The following is a 15,351-nucleotide window of genomic DNA, read 5'->3' on the forward strand; positions in this document are numbered from 1 at the left end:
GAGATGATGGAGACTTCTTCGCGAGGATTTGTCTCGCGATTCCTGTTGGAGTTGAAAGCGGCAGGAGAGGATGTCCTGTCGATTAGTCCGAAGATTCGAAATCCCGGTGACATGCGAGGCCTTGTTTGGTCAGGGGAGTTGCCTAAGCATGGTCGGACCGCAAGTGGACGCACATACGAAGCTCATGGCAATGGGTGTCGATTGATTTCCTTCGACGGTCGTGTAGTGGAGTTCGACTTTGCGAATGATGGTGCAGTGAAGTTCGATGCATGGCGAGTGATCATATTCATTCGCAGTTTGGCTGGATCGAGTGAGATTTCTCAGGGGGATATCCAGGAATCTTGTCTGGAGCTAGTTTCAGAGGGGATTTTGAGTAAAGTGGATCGCCATTGGTTCCGGCTCTCGTGAGCCTATGGTTCCGGCGGATCGGCGGCGAATTTTCCGGCCGAGCGCCTGATAGGGTTTGTCGGCTTGACTCGGTTGGCTCAGGGTGTCGTCGTGTCGCACAGCGTCATCACCTCGTCACCCGGGTAGGACTTGGGGGTCCTACCCGGGCGTTGCCGAGACATCGCAGGAGCCGCGAGTGGCCGCTTACCACGACAGTGACGGAGCCGACGGGCTGAAGGTCCCCGCGCAGGACGCGCCGCCGCCACCCGCCGAACTGCTGGCGCTGGCGCAGGCGTACGGGGTGGACACCCGGTATCCCGGGGCGGGCGGGCAGACGGTGGGGGCGCGGACGCTGGTGGCCGTGCTGGCGGCGCTGGGGGTGGCGGCGGGTACGCCGGAGGAGGTGCGGGAGGCGCTGGAGCGTCACCGGGTCGAGCAGCAGGGCCGGTTGCTGCCGCCGTGCGTCGTCACCCGGCAGGGCCGCCGCACTGCGCTGGACGTTCCCGCCGACGCCCGGCTGCACATCGAGCTGGAGGACGGCGGCAGTTGGGAGCTGCCCCGGGGCCACTCGCACTGGCTGCCCGCCGACCTCCCGCTCGGCCGGCACACCCTCACGGCGGAGTGCGGCGACCGGCGGCAACGGGCCCCGCTCGTCGTCGCCCCCGAGAAGCTCCCCCAACTCCCCGGCCGCAGCTGGGGTTTCCTCGCCCAGCTGTACTCCGTCCTGTCCGACCGCTCCTGGGGCATGGGTGACCTCGGCGACCTCGCGGACCTGGCCCAGTGGGCGGGTGCCGAACTCGGCGCCGGCTTCGTGCAGATCAACCCGCTGCACCAGGCGCTCCCCGGCACCCCCTCCGACCCGTCCCCCTACCGCCCGTCCTCCCGCCGCTTCGCCGACCCGGTGCACCTGCGGATCGAGGCGGTCCCCGAGTACGCCTACCTCACCGCCGACCAGCGCCGGCAGGCCGACGAGCTGACCCACCGCGCGACCCGGCTGCGCGAGGAGGTGCTCGCCCACGACGGCCTGGTCGACCGGGACGCCGTCTGGACGCTCAAGCGCGAGGCCCTCCAGCTCCTCCACGAGGTCCCGCGCGGCCCCGGCCGCCAGGCCGCGTACGAGGCGTACCGGCGCCGCGAGGGGGAGTGGCTGCGCCGCCACGCCCTCTGGAACGCGATCGCCGAGGTGCACGGCGCCGACTGGCACCACTGGCCGAAGGGCCTGCGTCACCCGAACGGCCCACACATCGACCAGGCGGAGAAAGAACTCCAGGAGGGCGTCGAGTTCCACCGCTGGCTCGCCTGGCAGCTCGACCAGCAGCTCGCCGCCGCCCAGCGCGCCGCCCGCGACGCCGGCATGCCGGTCGGCCTGATCCACGACCTGGCCGTCGGCGTCCACCCGGACGGCGCGGACGCCTGGGCGCTCCAGGACGTGCTGGCCGGCGGCATCTCGACCGGTGCCCCGCCGGACGCCTTCAACGCCCACGGCCAGGACTGGGGCCTGCCGCCCTGGCGCCCGGACGCCCTGGCGAAGGTCGGCTACGCCCCGTACGCGGAGCTCCTGCGGGCCGCCGCCCGGCACGCCGGCGCGATCCGAATCGACCACGTGATGGGCCTCTTCCGCCTCTGGTGGGTCCCGAACGGCCACCCGCCCACCGAGGGCGCGTACGTCCGCTACGACGCCGAGGCGATGCTCGGCGTCCTCGCGCTGGAGGCGCACCGGGCGGGCACGGCCGTGATCGGCGAGGACCTGGGCACGGTCGAGCCGGGGGTGCGCGAGGAGCTCGCGGCCCGCGGCATCCTCGGCACCTCCGTCCTCTGGTTCGAACGGGACTGGCAGGCGGAGGGCGGCATCCTGCCCCCCGACCGCTGGCGCCCGGGCTGCCTGGCCACCCTCACCACCCATGACCTGCCGAGCACCGCCGCCCGGCTCTCCGGCGAGCACGTCGAGCTGCGCCACCGGCTCGGCCTGCTGGCCCGCCCGCTCCCGGAGGAGCAGCAGGAGGCCGCCGCCGAGCTGGCCGCTTGGCGGGCCGAGCTGGAGACCCTCGGCCTGCTCGCCCCCGGCGAGCCCCTCTCCATGCCCGCCCTCTACCGCTTCCTCCACGGCACCCCGGCCGAGCTGGTCGGCGTCTGGCTGCCGGACCTGGTCGGCGACCCGCGCCCGCAGAACCTGCCCGGCACCTGGGACCAGTACCCGAACTGGCGCCTGCCGGTCGCGGACGGCGCGGGCACCCCGGTCACCCTGGACCGCCTCGCCGTCACCCCCGCCGCCCGCCTGCTCGCCCGGCTCCTCGACGTGGCCGACTGACCGAAGACGTGGCCGACTGACCGAAGCGGAACCCGCACCCCCACCCCGACGCGCGCCGTCCCATAAGTGGCGGGTAAGTTGGAAACGTGGACAAGAGGAACGCTTTGCGAGCCGGCGCGGTCTCCGCAACGGTCACGCTGATGATGCTGCTGTCGTCGCCCGCCATGGCCCTCACCAGGGATGACGGCGACGACCCGGGTCCCGGCCTGAGCGTCGGCCAGACCATCGGCCTGTACGTGCTGATCCCGCTCGTGGCGTTCGCGATCATCGCGGCCCTCGCCGGTCTGCCGTACGGCAAGAAGAAGAAGTAACCGCGTCCACTCCAGGACACGCACAACGCCGAAGGGGCGCCGGACGATCCGTCCGGCGCCCCTTCGGGCATTACCCGTGAGCGGTCAGCGGTCAGCGGTCAGCGCGCCCCGGCCGCCCGGTCGACGGCCTGCGCCTTGAGCGCCCGCTCGATGCCGGCCCGCGACTCGATCACCTGGCGCCGCAGCGACGGTGCCGGCTCGGCCGAGGCCAGCCAGGCGTCGGTCGCCGTCAGCGTCGCCTCGGAGACCTGCAGCGCCGGGTACAGCCCGACGATGATCTGCTGCGCGATCTCGTGGCTGCGGTCCTCCCAGACGCTCTTGACCACGGCGAAGTACTTCTCCGCGTACGGCGCCAGCAGCTCCCGCTGGTCCGACTGCTGGAAGCCGGCGATCATGGCCTCCTGCACATAGTTGGTCAGGTTGTCCGACTCCACCACCGCGGCCCAGACCGCGGCCTTCGCCTCCGCGGTCGGACGGGCGGCGCGGCAGGTGGCCGCGTGCTCCTGGCCGGCCGCGGTGTTGTCCCGCTCCAGCTCCGCGAGGACGGCGGCCTCGTCGGCCCGGCCGGTGGCGGACAGCCGGTGCAGCAGCGCCCAGCGCAGCTCGGTGTCCACGGCCAGGCCCTTGAGCTCCACCGAGCCGTCGAGCAGCCCGGCCAGCAGGCCCAGCTGGCCGTCCGTACGGGCGACCGAGGCGAGGGCCCGGGCCCAGGCCAGCTGGTGGTCGCTGCCGGGCTCGGCGGCGCGCAGGAACTCCTCGGCGGCGGCGGCCCAGCGGCCGAGGCCCTCCTCGCTCCAGTCCGGGTCGGCGTAGGCGTCCAGGGCCAGCTTGACCTGGCGCTGCACGGACTGCACCACGCCGATGTCGCTCTCCCGGCCGAGGCCGGACAGCGCCAGCGCCAGGTAGTCGCGGGCGGCCAGCTCGCCGTCCCGGGTCATGTCCCAGGCGGAGGCCCAGCAGAGCGCGCGCGGCAGCGAGTCGGTGAAGCCGCCGAGGTGCTCGGTGACCACGGCCATCGAGTCCTCGTCCAGGCGGATCTTGGTGTACGTCAGGTCGTCGTCGTTGAGCAGCACGACGGCAGGCCGGTGCCGTCCGACCAGCTCCGGCACCTCGGTGCGCGGGCCGTCGACGTCCAGCTCGATCCGGTCGGTCCGCACCAGCGAGCCGTCCACCAGCTCGTACAGGCCGATGGCGATGCGGTGCGGGCGCAGCACGGCCTCGCCCTTGGCGCCGGCCGGCAGTGCGGGGGCGTCCTGCAGTACGGCGAAGGACTCGATCTCACCGTCCGTGTTCAGCACGATCGACGGCCGCAGCACGTTGATGCCGGCCGTCTCCAGCCAGGCCTTGGACCAGGCCTTGAGGTCGCGGCCGCTGGCCTCCTCCAGGGCGCCGAGCAGGTCGCTGAGCCGGGTGTTGCCCCAGGCGTGGCGCTTGAAGTAGGCCCGCACGCCCTCGAAGAAGGCGTCCTGGCCGACGTACGCCACCAGCTGCTTGAGCACCGAGGCGCCCTTGGCGTAGGTGATGCCGTCGAAGTTGACCTGGACGTCCTCCAGGTCGTTGATCTCCGCCATGATCGGGTGGGTGGACGGCAGTTGGTCCTGCCGGTAGGCCCAGGTCTTCATCTGGTTGGCGAAGGTGGTCCAGGAGTGCGGCCACTTGGAGCCGGGGGCCTCGGCCTGGCAGACGGCCTCGGCGAAGGTCGCGAAGGACTCGTTCAGCCAGAGGTCGTTCCACCACTCCATGGTGACGAGGTCGCCGAACCACATGTGGGCCAGCTCGTGCAGGATGGTCGCGGCGCGCGACTCGTACGCGGCGTCGGTGACCTTGGAGCGGAACACGTACTGGTCGCGCAGGGTGACGGCGCCCGCGTTCTCCATCGCGCCGGCGTTGAACTCCGGGACGAAGAGCTGGTCGTACTTGGCGAACGGGTACGGGTAGTCGAACTTCTCCTGGAAGTAGTCGAAGCCCAGCTTGGTGACCTCGAAGATCGCCTCGGCGTCCAGGAACTCGCGCAGCGAGGGGCGGCAGTAGACGGCCAGCGGCACGCGCTGCTCGCCGTTCTCGTAGGTGTCGAAGACCCCCACGTACGGGCCGGCCACCAGCGCGGTGATGTAGCTGGAGATCCGGCCGGTGGGCTCGAACTTCCAGACCCGGGTGGGGCCTTCGCCGACCGGCTCGGGGGTGGGCGAGTTGGAGACCACGACCCAGCCGGCGGGGGCGGTCACGGTGAACGCGAACGTGGCCTTCAGGTCGGGCTGTTCGAAGTTCGCGAAGACCTGCCGGGCGTCCGGCACCTCGAACTGGGTGTACAGGTAGGTCTCGCCGTCGACCGGGTCGACGAACCGGTGCAGGCCCTCACCGGTGTTGGTGTAGGAGCACTCGGCGACCACCCGCAGTTCGTTCTCGGCCGCCAGGCCGGGGAGCGGGATGCGGCTGTCGGCGAAGCTCGCGGGGTCGAGTTCGGTGCCGTTGAGGGTGATCGACTCGACGCTCGGGGCGACGAGGTCGATGAAGCTGTCGGCGCCGGGGGTGGTGGCGGTGAACCGGACCACGGTCGTGGACCGGTAGGTGCCACCCTCGCGGGCCGAGCCGAGGTCGAGCTCGATGTCGTACGCGTCCACCCGGATGAGTTCGGCCCGGGTGCGGGCCTCTTCGCGGGTCAGGTTGGTGCCGGGCACTCGCTGCACTCCTTCGTCAGGCTGATGAATCGAATCCTCGCATGCCCGACCGGTGCTCCGACCCGGTATCCGACCCGGTAATCGAAGGCGGGGCGGGCCCGGACCGATCGGTCCGTACCCGCCCCGCCCCCGTCGGCCTCCCGACCTCACGGTCGGGCCGGCACCGCGCTACCGCGTCACTGCCGGCACCGCGCTACCGCGTCACTTCCGCCACTTGGTCAGCGGACCGTCGGTGCTGGTGTAGCGGCGGAACGCGTACACCGCGTTGCCGTCGTCCGAGATGAAGTACGCCGAGGTGCTGGTCTCCAGGTCGTACTTGCCGTTCGGGTTCGCCAGGGTGCCGATGTCGGTCATCGAGCCGTCGGTCGGCGAGAGCGTCACCAGCCGGGCCGGCTTGTTGTAGCCCTGGGACACCACGGCCCGGACCTTGCCGTCCTTGTCGGTGCCGGTGACGATCCGGATGTCGGAGCCGCTGTCCGTGCCCGGGCTGGCCGACCACAGGCGCTTGCCGGTGTTCAGGTCGTAGGCGTTGATGGCCGGCTTGGTCGGGTTGACCTGGACGTACAGGGTGGAGCCGCTCACCACGTTCTTGGTCTGCGCGGTGTCCTGGCCGGACAGGCGCAGGCTGTCCGAGCCGGGCTCCTTGACGGACATCTGGGTGCCCGGCTTGTTGTCCTTGTCGAACGGCAGGACGTAGTCGCCGTTCGGGCCGTTGGTGATCAGCAGCACCAGCGGCTTGTCCTGGATGACCGAGTCGACCTGCTCGATGGTGCCGGTCAGGGTGATCGGCGTGCTCACCGGCTTGCCGGAGTCGGCGTTCACGATGACCAGCTGCGACTTCGGGCCGCTGGTCATGTAGCAGCGGTCGCTGATCGCGATCTGGCTGCCCGCGGCGCGGGCGCGCATCGTGCAGTCCTTGTCGCGCGGCTGGTACTGCCAGGCCGGCTGGCCGTTGGAGACGTTCAGCCCGGCCACCGCGTTGCCGCCGACCACGACGACGTTGTCGGTGACGCTCAGGGTCGGCTGGGACAGCCGGTCGGCGGTGGCCTTGACGGTCCACAGCAGCTTGCCCTGGCTGAGGTCGATCGCGCCGACGGTGGAGCAGTCGTAGTCACCGGTGTTGAAGGCGACGGCGGCGATGTTCTTGGAGTTGGAGGTGTACGAGGCGCTGCACACCTCCTTGCTGCCGGACGGCACCGGGATGTTCCAGGCCTGCTTGCCGTCGACCAGGTTGTAGGCCTTGATGCCGTCACCGTCGACGCGCACGGCGTACTTGTCGGTGCCCCAGATGCCGAGCAGCTGGTTGCCGGGGTCCGTGTTGCCCGACGTCGTGGCGCTCCAGGCGACGTTGAAGGTGGCCTTGGAGTTGTTGCCGTCCGGGGTCGGGGCGACGTTGTTCCCGCCGTTGTCGCCGCCGACGCTCGTGGAGCCGCTGGAGTTCGCCACCGGGCCGGGGCCCGGGCTCGGGGCGGGCTTCGGGGACGGCTTGAGCAGGACGACCAGCCCGATCACGATGGCGATCGCCAGCACGCCGCCGATGATCCCGCCCCAGAGCATCACCGGGTTGCGCTGCTTGGGCGGCACCGGCACCGGCGCACCCGGGTAGTACCCGGGCTGCTGCTGGTAGTTGTACCCGCCGGTGTTGTAGCCCTGGGCGTCCGGCGCGGGGTAGCCGCCCCCGGGTACCGGGTCGTACGGGCCGACCGGCGCACCGGGCGGCGGCGGGGCCTGGCTGGGGAAGCCGGCCGCGGTCGGCGCGTACGCCGCGTAGTCGCCGCCGACCGGCGGCTGGGCGGGCGGCTGGGCCGGCGGTGCCGGCGGCTGGGCGGGCGGCGGCGGGCTCATCGGCGGCGGGCCCACCGGCCCGGCCTGCCCCGGGACCGCCGAACCGTCGAGCTGTGTCATCTGGTCGGCGACGGCGGCCGGGTCAACCCCGCCCGCCGGACGCCCGAACGAGACGCCCCGCTTCTCCTGCGGGCCGCTGCCCGATGCTTCGCCTGCCCCCGGCGTAGGGTGATCCCCTGCCATCTGATTCCCCGTCATGTCTGGATCCGTCCCCCTGCCCGGTACCGTCCACGGTCCGGTGGGACGGGTGAGATTCGGCACCATGCTAGTGGCGGGTGGTTTTCGGCCGTTGCCAGGACCGCCCACCCCGGCCCCCGGCACCCCCGACCACGCAACACCTTCACCGCCCCGGCACCCCACCGCCACGGTCGCCCGGGGTCCGCCCGCCCCCGGCCGTCCCGCACCCGCCCCGGAGCACGGCCCCGCGCAGCACGGATCCCCGGCCCGCCCCCGAGCCTTAGGCTTCAGGAGTTGAAGGGGAAGCCCGGCGGAGGGTTCCCCGCCCCTGGGAGGGTGGATCATGTCGACGGACACACCGGGCTCGCAGTCGTCCCTGCACCGGGCGAACCTGGAGCGCGTGCTCCGGGCCGTACGGATGGCCGGTTCGCTCACCCAGGCCGAGATCGCCCGGGGCACCGGCCTGTCCGCGGCCACCGTCTCCAACATCGTGCGGGAGTTGAAGGAGAGCGGCACCGTCGTGGTCGCCGACACCTCCTCCGGCGGCCGCCGCGCCCGCAGCGTCTCGCTCAGCGGCGACGCCGGCATCGTGGTGGGCATCGACTTCGGCCACACCCACCTCCGGGTGGCCGTCGGCAACCTCGCGCACCGGGTGCTGGCCGAGGAGAGCGCCCCGATCGACGTGGACGTCTCCGCCGCGCAGGGCTTCGACCGGGCCGAGGCGATGGTCGAGCGGCTGCTGGAGCAGGCCGGCTTCCGCCCGGAGAAGGTGATCGGGGTCGGCCTCGGCGTGCCCGGCCCGATCGACGTGGAGACCGGCGCGCTCGGCTCGACCGCGATCCTGCCCGGCTGGACGGGCATCGCCCCGGGCCGGGAGCTGGCGGAGCGGCTCGGCATGCCGGTGCACGTGGACAACGACGCCAACCTGGGCGCGCTCGGCGAGCTGGTCTGGGGCGCCGGCCGCGGGCTGAGCGACCTCGCGTACATCAAGGTCGCCAGCGGGGTCGGCGCCGGCCTGGTGGTGAACGGCCAGATCTACCGCGGCCCGGGCGGCACCGCGGGTGAGATCGGGCACATCACCCTGGACGAGGCCGGCCCGGTCTGCCGCTGCGGCAACCGCGGCTGCCTGGAGACCTTCGTCGGCTCCCGCTACCTGCTGTCGCTGCTCAGCTCCACCCTCGGCCCGGACCTCACCCTGCCCCGGGTGGTCGAGCTGGCCCAGCAGGGCGACCTGGGCTGCCGCCGGGTGATCGCCGACGCCGGCCGCCAGATCGGTACGGGCGTGGCGACCCTGTGCAACCTGCTCAACCCCCGCCGGGTGATCCTCGGCGGGGACCTCGCCGAGGCCGGTGAGCTGGTGCTCTCCCCGATCCGCGACTCGGTGGCCCGCTACGCGATCCCCAGCGCCGCCCGCCAGCTCTCGGTGGTCCCCGGCACCCTGGGCGGCCGCGCCGAGGTGCTCGGCGCACTGGCCCTGGTGATGAGCGAGATGGGTGAGTCTGGGGCCCTCGGCCGGCCCTGACCGGGGCCCGGCCCGCAGTGCGGTCCGCGGTGCGGCCGCACCCGGGACCGAACGTCCGTACGTCAACGAGGATTGACCGCCATTCCCCGACCGACCTCCGGGAATGGCGGTAACCGGTCGGCGGCACCGGGCGTGCCGCTCGGTGTCCGCCAAGCGGACATTAGACTCGACCGGTCGGCACCGGCCGTGACCACCGGCCCGCCGCCGGACCGGGCAGCGACGCCGGTCGGACCGTCCGTGGTCCGCGAACACTGAACGAGGAGGAACGGGTGGCCCTGCTGACCCGCATTCGGGGACCGCGCGATCTCGACCGGCTCACGCCCGGACAGCTGGCCGCACTGGCCCAGGAGATCCGGACCTTCCTGGTGACCGAGGTCTCCAAGACGGGCGGCCACCTCGGCCCCAACCTCGGCGTCGTGGAGCTCACCATCGCGCTGCACCGGGTCTTCGACTCGCCGCGCGACCGCATCCTCTTCGACACCGGCCACCAGAGCTACGTCCACAAGCTGCTCACCGGCCGCCAGGACTTCTCCCGGCTGAAGATGAGCGGCGGCCTGTCCGGCTACCCCTCGCGCACCGAGTCCGAGCACGACGTGATCGAGAACTCGCACGCCTCCACGGTCCTCTCGTACGCCGACGGCCTGGCCAAGGCGAACAAGATCCAGGGCAAGTCGGACCCGGTCGTCGCCGTCATCGGCGACGGCGCGCTCACCGGCGGCATGGCCTGGGAGGCGCTCAACAACATCGCGGACGCCAAGGACCTGCCGGTCGTCATCGTCGTCAACGACAACGAGCGCTCCTACTCGCCGACCATCGGCGGCCTGGCCAACCACCTCGCCACCCTGCGCACCACCCAGGGCTACGAGCGCTTCCTGTCCTGGGGCAAGGACGCCCTCCAGCGCACCCCGGTGGTCGGCCAGCAGCTGTTCGAGACGCTGCACGGCGCCAAGAAGGGCCTCAAGGACTTCATCGCCCCGCAGGGCATGTTCGAGGACCTCGGCCTCAAGTACATCGGCCCGATCGACGGCCACGACCAGACCGCCCTGGAGTCCGCGCTGACCAAGGCGCGCGGCTTCGGCGGCCCGGTGATCGTGCACTGCCTCACCGAGAAGGGCCGCGGCTACCACGCCGCCGAGAACAACGACGAGGACCGCTTCCACGCCGTCGGCGTGATCCACCCGGACACCGGCCTGCCGGTCAAGAACTCGGGCAAGGACTGGACCTCGGTCTTCGGCGAGGAGATGGTGGCGCTCGGCCACGAGCGCGAGGACATCGTCGCGATCACCGCCGCGATGCTCCACCCGGTCGGCCTGGCCCCGTTCGCCAAGGAGTTCCCGGACCGCATCTTCGACGTCGGCATCGCCGAGCAGCACGCCGTCACCAGCGCCGCCGGCCTGGCCACCAACGGCCTGCACCCGGTGTTCGCGGTCTACGCGACCTTCCTCAACCGGGCCTTCGACCAGGTCCTGATGGACGTCGCCCTGCACAAGCTGGGCGTCACCTTCGTGCTCGACCGGGCCGGGGTCACCGGGACGGACGGCGCCTCGCACAACGGCATGTGGGACATGTCGATCCTCCAGGTCGTCCCCGGCCTGCGGCTGGCCGCCCCGCGCGACGCCGACCAGGTCCGCGCCCAGCTGCGCGAGGCCGTCCTGGTGAAGGACGCCCCGACGGTGGTCCGCTACTCCAAGGGCTCGGTCGGTCCGGCCGTCCCGGCGGTCGGCCGGGTCGGCGGCATGGACGTGCTGCGCGCCGCCGGGGAGCCCTCCGGCGCCCACCGCGCCGACGTGCTGATCGTCTCGGTCGGCGCGATGGCCCCCACCAGCCTGGAGGTCGCCGACCTGCTGGCCGCCGAGGGCGTCACCGCCACCGTGGTGGACCCGCGCTGGGTCAAGCCGGTCGACGAGGCCCTGCCGGGCCTGGCGGCCGAGCACCGGGTGGTCGTCACGATCGAGGACAACGGCCGGGTGGGCGGCGTCGGCGCGGCCGTGGCGCAGGCGCTGCGCGACGCCGAGGTGGACCTGCCGGTGCGCGACTTCGGCATCCCGCAGGAGTTCCTGGACCACGCCAGCCGGAACGAGATCCTGGCCGAGATCGGTCTGAACGCCCCCGACATCGCCCGGAAGGTGACCGCCCTGGTCGCCAAGCTGGACGCGACGCCGGTCGAGGCCTGAGTCGGCGGTCGGCGGTACGGGACGGCGGCCGACCGCCGTCCCGTACCGCCGCTGCCGGTGGCACCACCGGCACCGACGACCGATTGTCGTGAGTCCGTAACAGTTGGCCAGGGGACAAGCCGACAATCGCACTGAATGGCGGGACCGGCGCCGTCCGCGCCGATTCCGCCCGGTAGGTTGTCAACCGTGCCCACCCCCACCCGCCTCCGCCTCGCCGGACTGGCCGACCGCCTGCCCGCGCGTGCCCGTACCCACATCCGCCAGGGGTACTGGACGAGGCTGGTGCCGCTGCTGACGCTGGTCGCGGTGGTCACCCACATCCCGTCCTTCGCCCGGCCCGTCTGGAGCCCGGACGAGGGCTTCCTGGCCACCCAGGCCCGGATGCTCGCGGACGGCGGCGTCCTCTACGACACCGTGGTGGACCGCAAGCCGCCGTTGCTCCCCTGGCTCTACCAGGCCTGCTTCGCCGTCTTCGGCTCCGCCTCGCTGTGGCCGCTGCGCACCCTCGCCGTGGTCGCCCACCTGGTCACCGCGATCCTGCTGGCCTCGATCGCCCGCGGCCGCTGGGGCAACCGGGCCGGGGCCGGCGCCGGACTGCTCTACCTGCTGGTCTCCATCGGGCTGTCCCCGGAGGACACCCAGGCGGCGACCTTCGAGGTCTTCATGCTGCCCGCGATGGTGGCCGCCTTCCGGTACGCCGAACGCCGCCGCTGGCTGGCCGCGGGCATCGCGGTCGCGCTCTGCTCGCTGACCAAGCAGACCGGCGGGGCGGTGCTGCTGCCGGTGCTCTGGATGCTGCTGCAGGACGCCCGCCGCCGGGGGGTGCGCTGGCCGCCCGCGCTGTTCAAGATCGGCTTCGGCTTCGCCGTCCCGATAGCGCTGGTCGCGGTCATCCTGACCAAGCCCAAGGGCTTCCTCTTCTGGGTGGTCACCGGCAGCGGCGACTACGCCTCGTTCGGCGGCGCCTGGCTGCAGATGCTCGGCCGGGCCTTCGGCAACCTCGGCATCCTGGCCGCGGCGGGCCTCGGCTTCCTGTACCCGGTCGGCCGCCGGATCTGGTTCAAGTACCGTCACCGCCCGCTGCCGGTGGCCGGCGAGGAGCACGGCTCGACCACCGACCTGTGGGTGTGGCTGCTCTCCTCGGTCGTCGCGGTCAGCGTCGGCTTCCACTTCTTCGGCCACTACTACCTGCAGCTGATCCCCCCGCTGGTGCTGCTGGGCACCGGCGCGGTCGCCACCTCGGCGGTCCGCTGGAAGCCCGTCCTGGTGTACACCACGGTCGCCGCCACCGTGTTCTGGGGCCTGGCGCTGGCCTGGCCGGGGGAGCAGATGAGCCGCAACACCGAGGTCGCCACCGCGGTCGCCGCCCAGACCACCCCCAAGGACACCATGCTGGTCTGGGGCATGCACCCCGAGCTGTACTGGCTGGCCGACCGCAAGCCGGCCAGCCGCTACCTGACCGCCGGCTTCCTCACCAACTACAGCGGCGGCAAGGACGGCAGCGCCAACGTCGGCGAGCAGTTCAGCGTCAACAACGCCTGGCAGACCTTCGACAAGGAGCTCGCCAACGGCCTGCCTGAGATCTTCGTGGACGACTCCGGCGTCGCCCCGTACCAGCCGCTGCTGGTGCCCCGGATCGAGAACCTGCTGGACACCCACTACGAGATGATCGGCGTCATCGGCGACACCGTGGTGTACCGCCTCAAGCACTGACGGCGGCGACGGCCGCAGCCACCCCGCCCGTACGAAGGAGCCCCGGTGACCGAGTGGTCACCGGGGCTCCTTCGTGCTGCTACGCCTTACGCGGGCACCGAGGCCACGCCGGGGGCGAGGAACTTCTTGCCGTTCACCCGCTCCGAGACGCCCTCACGGTCCAGGTACGGGGTGATCCCGCCCAGGTGGAAGGGCCAGCCGGCACCGGTGATCATGCAGAGGTCGATGTCCTGGGCCTCGCCGACGACACCCTCCTCCAGCATCAGGCCGATCTCCTGCGCCACGGCGTCCAGGGCGCGGGCGCGGACCTGCTCCTGGGTGAGCACCGAGTCGCCGAAGGACAGCAGCTCCAGCACCTCGGGGTCGAGGACCTGCTGGCCGTCCACCCAGGTGTAGAAGCCGCGCTTGCCGGCCTTGACCACCTTGCCGAGGTTCTCGGAGACGGTGAACCGCTCCGGGAAGGCGCCGGCCAGGGTCTCCGAGACGTGCAGGGCGATGGCCGGACCGACCAGCTCCAGCAGCACGATCGGGGACATCGGCAGGCCGAGCGGCTCGACGGCCTTCTCGACCTCGGCGATCGGGGTGCCCTCGTCGATGATGTTCTGGATCTCGCCCATGAAGCGGGTCAGGATCCGGTTCACCACGAACGCCGGGCGGTCCTTGCACAGGACCGAGGTCTTCTTCAGCTTCTTCGACACCGCGAAGGCGGTGGCCAGCGAGGCGTCGTCGGTCTGCTCGCCGCGGACGATCTCCAGCAGCGGCAGGATCGCGACCGGGTTGAAGAAGTGGAAGCCGACGACCCGCTCGGGGTGCTGCAGCTTCGAGGCCATCTCGGTGACCGACAGCGAGGAGGTGTTGGTCGCCAGCACGCAGGTCGGCGAGACCACCTTCTCCAGGTCCGCGAAGACGGTCTGCTTGACGCCCATCTCCTCGAACACGGCCTCGATGACGAAGTCCGCGTCGCCGAAGGCGGCGGCCTTGTCCAGCGAGCCGCTGACCAGGCCCTTGAGACGGTTGGCCTTGTCCTGGCCGATCCGGCCCTTGCCGAGCAGCTTGTCGATCTCGGCGTGGACGTAGCCGACGCCCTTGTCGACGCGCTCCTGGTCGATGTCGGTGAGGACCACCGGCACCTCCAGTCGGCGGGCGAACAGCAGCGCCAGCTGCGAGGCCATCAGACCGGCACCGACGACGCCGACCTTGGAGACCGGGCGGGCCAGCGACTTGTCCGGGGCACCGAACGGACGCTTGGCCCGACGCTGCACCAGGTTGAAGGCGTAGATGCCGCTGCGCAGCTCGCCGCCCATGATGAGGTCGGCCAGGGCCGCGTCCTCGGCGTCGAAGCCGGCCTGCAGGCTGGCCTTGTCGGCGAGGTCGGCGTCCTTGACGGCGGCGATGATGTCCAGCGCCCGGTAGGCGGCCGGAGCGGCGCCGTGCACCTTGGCGTCGGCGACCATGCGGCCCCAGAGGACGGCGTCGTCCCAGGCCTTGCCGCGGTCGATCGCCTCGCGCTCGACGGCGACGTCACCCTTGAGGACCTTGGCGGCCCACAGCAGCGACTGCTCCAGGAAGTCGGCCGGCTCGAAGATCGCGTCGGCGATCCCCAGCTCGAACACGTCCTTGCCCTTGAGCTGCTTGTTCTGGTTCATCGAGTTCTCGACGATGACCTTGACGGCCTTACCGGCACCGATCAGGTTCGGCAGGATGGTGCAGCCGCCCCAGCCGGGGACCAGACCGAGGAAGACCTCGGGCAGCGAGAAGGCCGGGACGCCCGCGGACACCGTGCGGTAGTCGCAGTGCAGGCCGACCTCGACGCCGCCGCCCATGGCCGCGCCGTTGTAGAAGGCGAAGGTCGGGACGGGCAGCGCGGCGATCCGCTTGAAGACCTCGTGGCCGCCCTTGCCGATGGCCAGCGCGTCCGCGTGCTGCTTGAGCAGCTCGACGCCCTTGAGGTCGGCGCCGACCGCGAAGATGAACGGCTTGCCGGTGATCGCGGCGCCGACGATCGTGCCCTCGGCGGCCTCGGCCTCGACCTGGTCCAGCGCCTCGGACAGCTTGAGCAGCGAGCCCGGGCCGAAGGTGGTCGGCTTGGTGTGGTCGAAGCCGTTGTCCAGGGTGATCAGGGCCAGCTTGCCGGCCTGCAGCGGCAGGTCCAGGTGGCGCACGTGCGCGGTCGTGACGACCTCGCCCGGGAACAGCTCGGCGCCGTGCTGGAGCAGCTCAGTGGTGCTCGTCATGA

9 protein-coding genes are annotated in these 15,351 nt (G+C 71.6%); 6 read left to right on the forward strand and 3 right to left on the reverse strand.

Going from position 1 to position 15,351, the window contains the following annotated elements:
• Positions 1-3: 3 nt before the first annotated feature.
• The 3 genes from ACIP4P_RS19235 to ACIP4P_RS19245 all read left to right on the forward strand — a co-directional run bounded on the left by ACIP4P_RS19235 (position 4) and on the right by ACIP4P_RS19245 (position 3,006).
• Positions 4-408 carry a DUF6896 domain-containing protein gene (locus ACIP4P_RS19235; RefSeq protein ID WP_400919968.1) on the forward strand — a complete coding sequence of 135 codons (405 nt, stop codon included), beginning with the start codon at positions 4-6 and terminating at the stop codon, positions 406-408.
• 175 nt (positions 409-583) lie between these two features.
• Complete coding sequence (malQ, locus tag ACIP4P_RS19240; protein ID WP_400919970.1) at positions 584-2,695, forward strand: 4-alpha-glucanotransferase; 2,112 nt, start codon at positions 584-586, stop codon at positions 2,693-2,695.
• Between the two features lie 86 nt (positions 2,696-2,781).
• The gene (locus tag ACIP4P_RS19245; protein ID WP_350511726.1) at positions 2,782-3,006 is read left to right on the forward strand and encodes a hypothetical protein; all 225 of its coding nucleotides are present in this window, start codon (positions 2,782-2,784) and stop codon (positions 3,004-3,006) included.
• Between the two features lie 98 nt (positions 3,007-3,104).
• Here ACIP4P_RS19245 and pepN read toward each other — a convergent pair whose 3' ends face one another.
• On the reverse strand, positions 3,105-5,684 hold the full coding sequence (gene pepN / locus ACIP4P_RS19250; protein WP_400919972.1) for an aminopeptidase N: 2,580 nt from the start codon (positions 5,682-5,684) through the stop codon (positions 3,105-3,107).
• Positions 5,685-5,885: 201 nt separating this feature from the next.
• Positions 5,886-7,589, reverse strand: a complete 1,704-nt coding sequence (locus ACIP4P_RS19255) for a PQQ-binding-like beta-propeller repeat protein (RefSeq protein ID WP_400919974.1) — start codon at positions 7,587-7,589, stop codon at positions 5,886-5,888.
• Positions 7,590-8,049: 460 nt separating this feature from the next.
• Between ACIP4P_RS19255 and ACIP4P_RS19260 the strand changes: the two genes are divergently transcribed.
• The 3 genes from ACIP4P_RS19260 to ACIP4P_RS19270 all read left to right on the forward strand — a co-directional run bounded on the left by ACIP4P_RS19260 (position 8,050) and on the right by ACIP4P_RS19270 (position 13,115).
• Positions 8,050-9,228, forward strand: a complete 1,179-nt coding sequence (locus ACIP4P_RS19260; protein ID WP_400919976.1) for an ROK family protein — start codon at positions 8,050-8,052, stop codon at positions 9,226-9,228.
• Between the two features lie 269 nt (positions 9,229-9,497).
• Entirely contained in the window at positions 9,498-11,402 is a 1,905-nt protein-coding gene (gene dxs, locus ACIP4P_RS19265; protein WP_400919978.1) for a 1-deoxy-D-xylulose-5-phosphate synthase, read from the forward strand.
• Positions 11,403-11,588: 186 nt separating this feature from the next.
• The gene (locus ACIP4P_RS19270; protein WP_350511721.1) at positions 11,589-13,115 is read left to right on the forward strand and encodes a glycosyltransferase family 39 protein; all 1,527 of its coding nucleotides are present in this window, start codon (positions 11,589-11,591) and stop codon (positions 13,113-13,115) included.
• Between the two features lie 86 nt (positions 13,116-13,201).
• Here ACIP4P_RS19270 and ACIP4P_RS19275 read toward each other — a convergent pair whose 3' ends face one another.
• Complete coding sequence (locus ACIP4P_RS19275; RefSeq protein WP_400919981.1) at positions 13,202-15,349, reverse strand: 3-hydroxyacyl-CoA dehydrogenase NAD-binding domain-containing protein; 2,148 nt, start codon at positions 15,347-15,349, stop codon at positions 13,202-13,204.
• Positions 15,350-15,351 lie beyond the last annotated feature (2 nt).

It is taken from the genome of Kitasatospora sp. NPDC089509, from assembly GCF_044749365.1.
GTDB lineage: Bacteria > Actinomycetota > Actinomycetes > Streptomycetales > Streptomycetaceae > Kitasatospora.

What these genes read in the sequence shown, in the direction of transcription:
- ACIP4P_RS19235 (WP_400919968.1), top strand. Translation starts at nt 4, where the DNA reads ATGATGGAGACTTCTTCGCGAGGATTTGTCTCGCGATTCCTGTTGGAG.
- ACIP4P_RS19255 (WP_400919974.1), bottom strand. Translation starts at nt 7,589, where the DNA reads ATGACACAGCTCGACGGTTCGGCGGTCCCGGGGCAGGCCGGGCCGGTG.
- ACIP4P_RS19260 (WP_400919976.1), top strand. Translation starts at nt 8,050, where the DNA reads ATGTCGACGGACACACCGGGCTCGCAGTCGTCCCTGCACCGGGCGAAC.
- ACIP4P_RS19275 (WP_400919981.1), bottom strand. Translation starts at nt 15,349, where the DNA reads ATGACGAGCACCACTGAGCTGCTCCAGCACGGCGCCGAGCTGTTCCCG.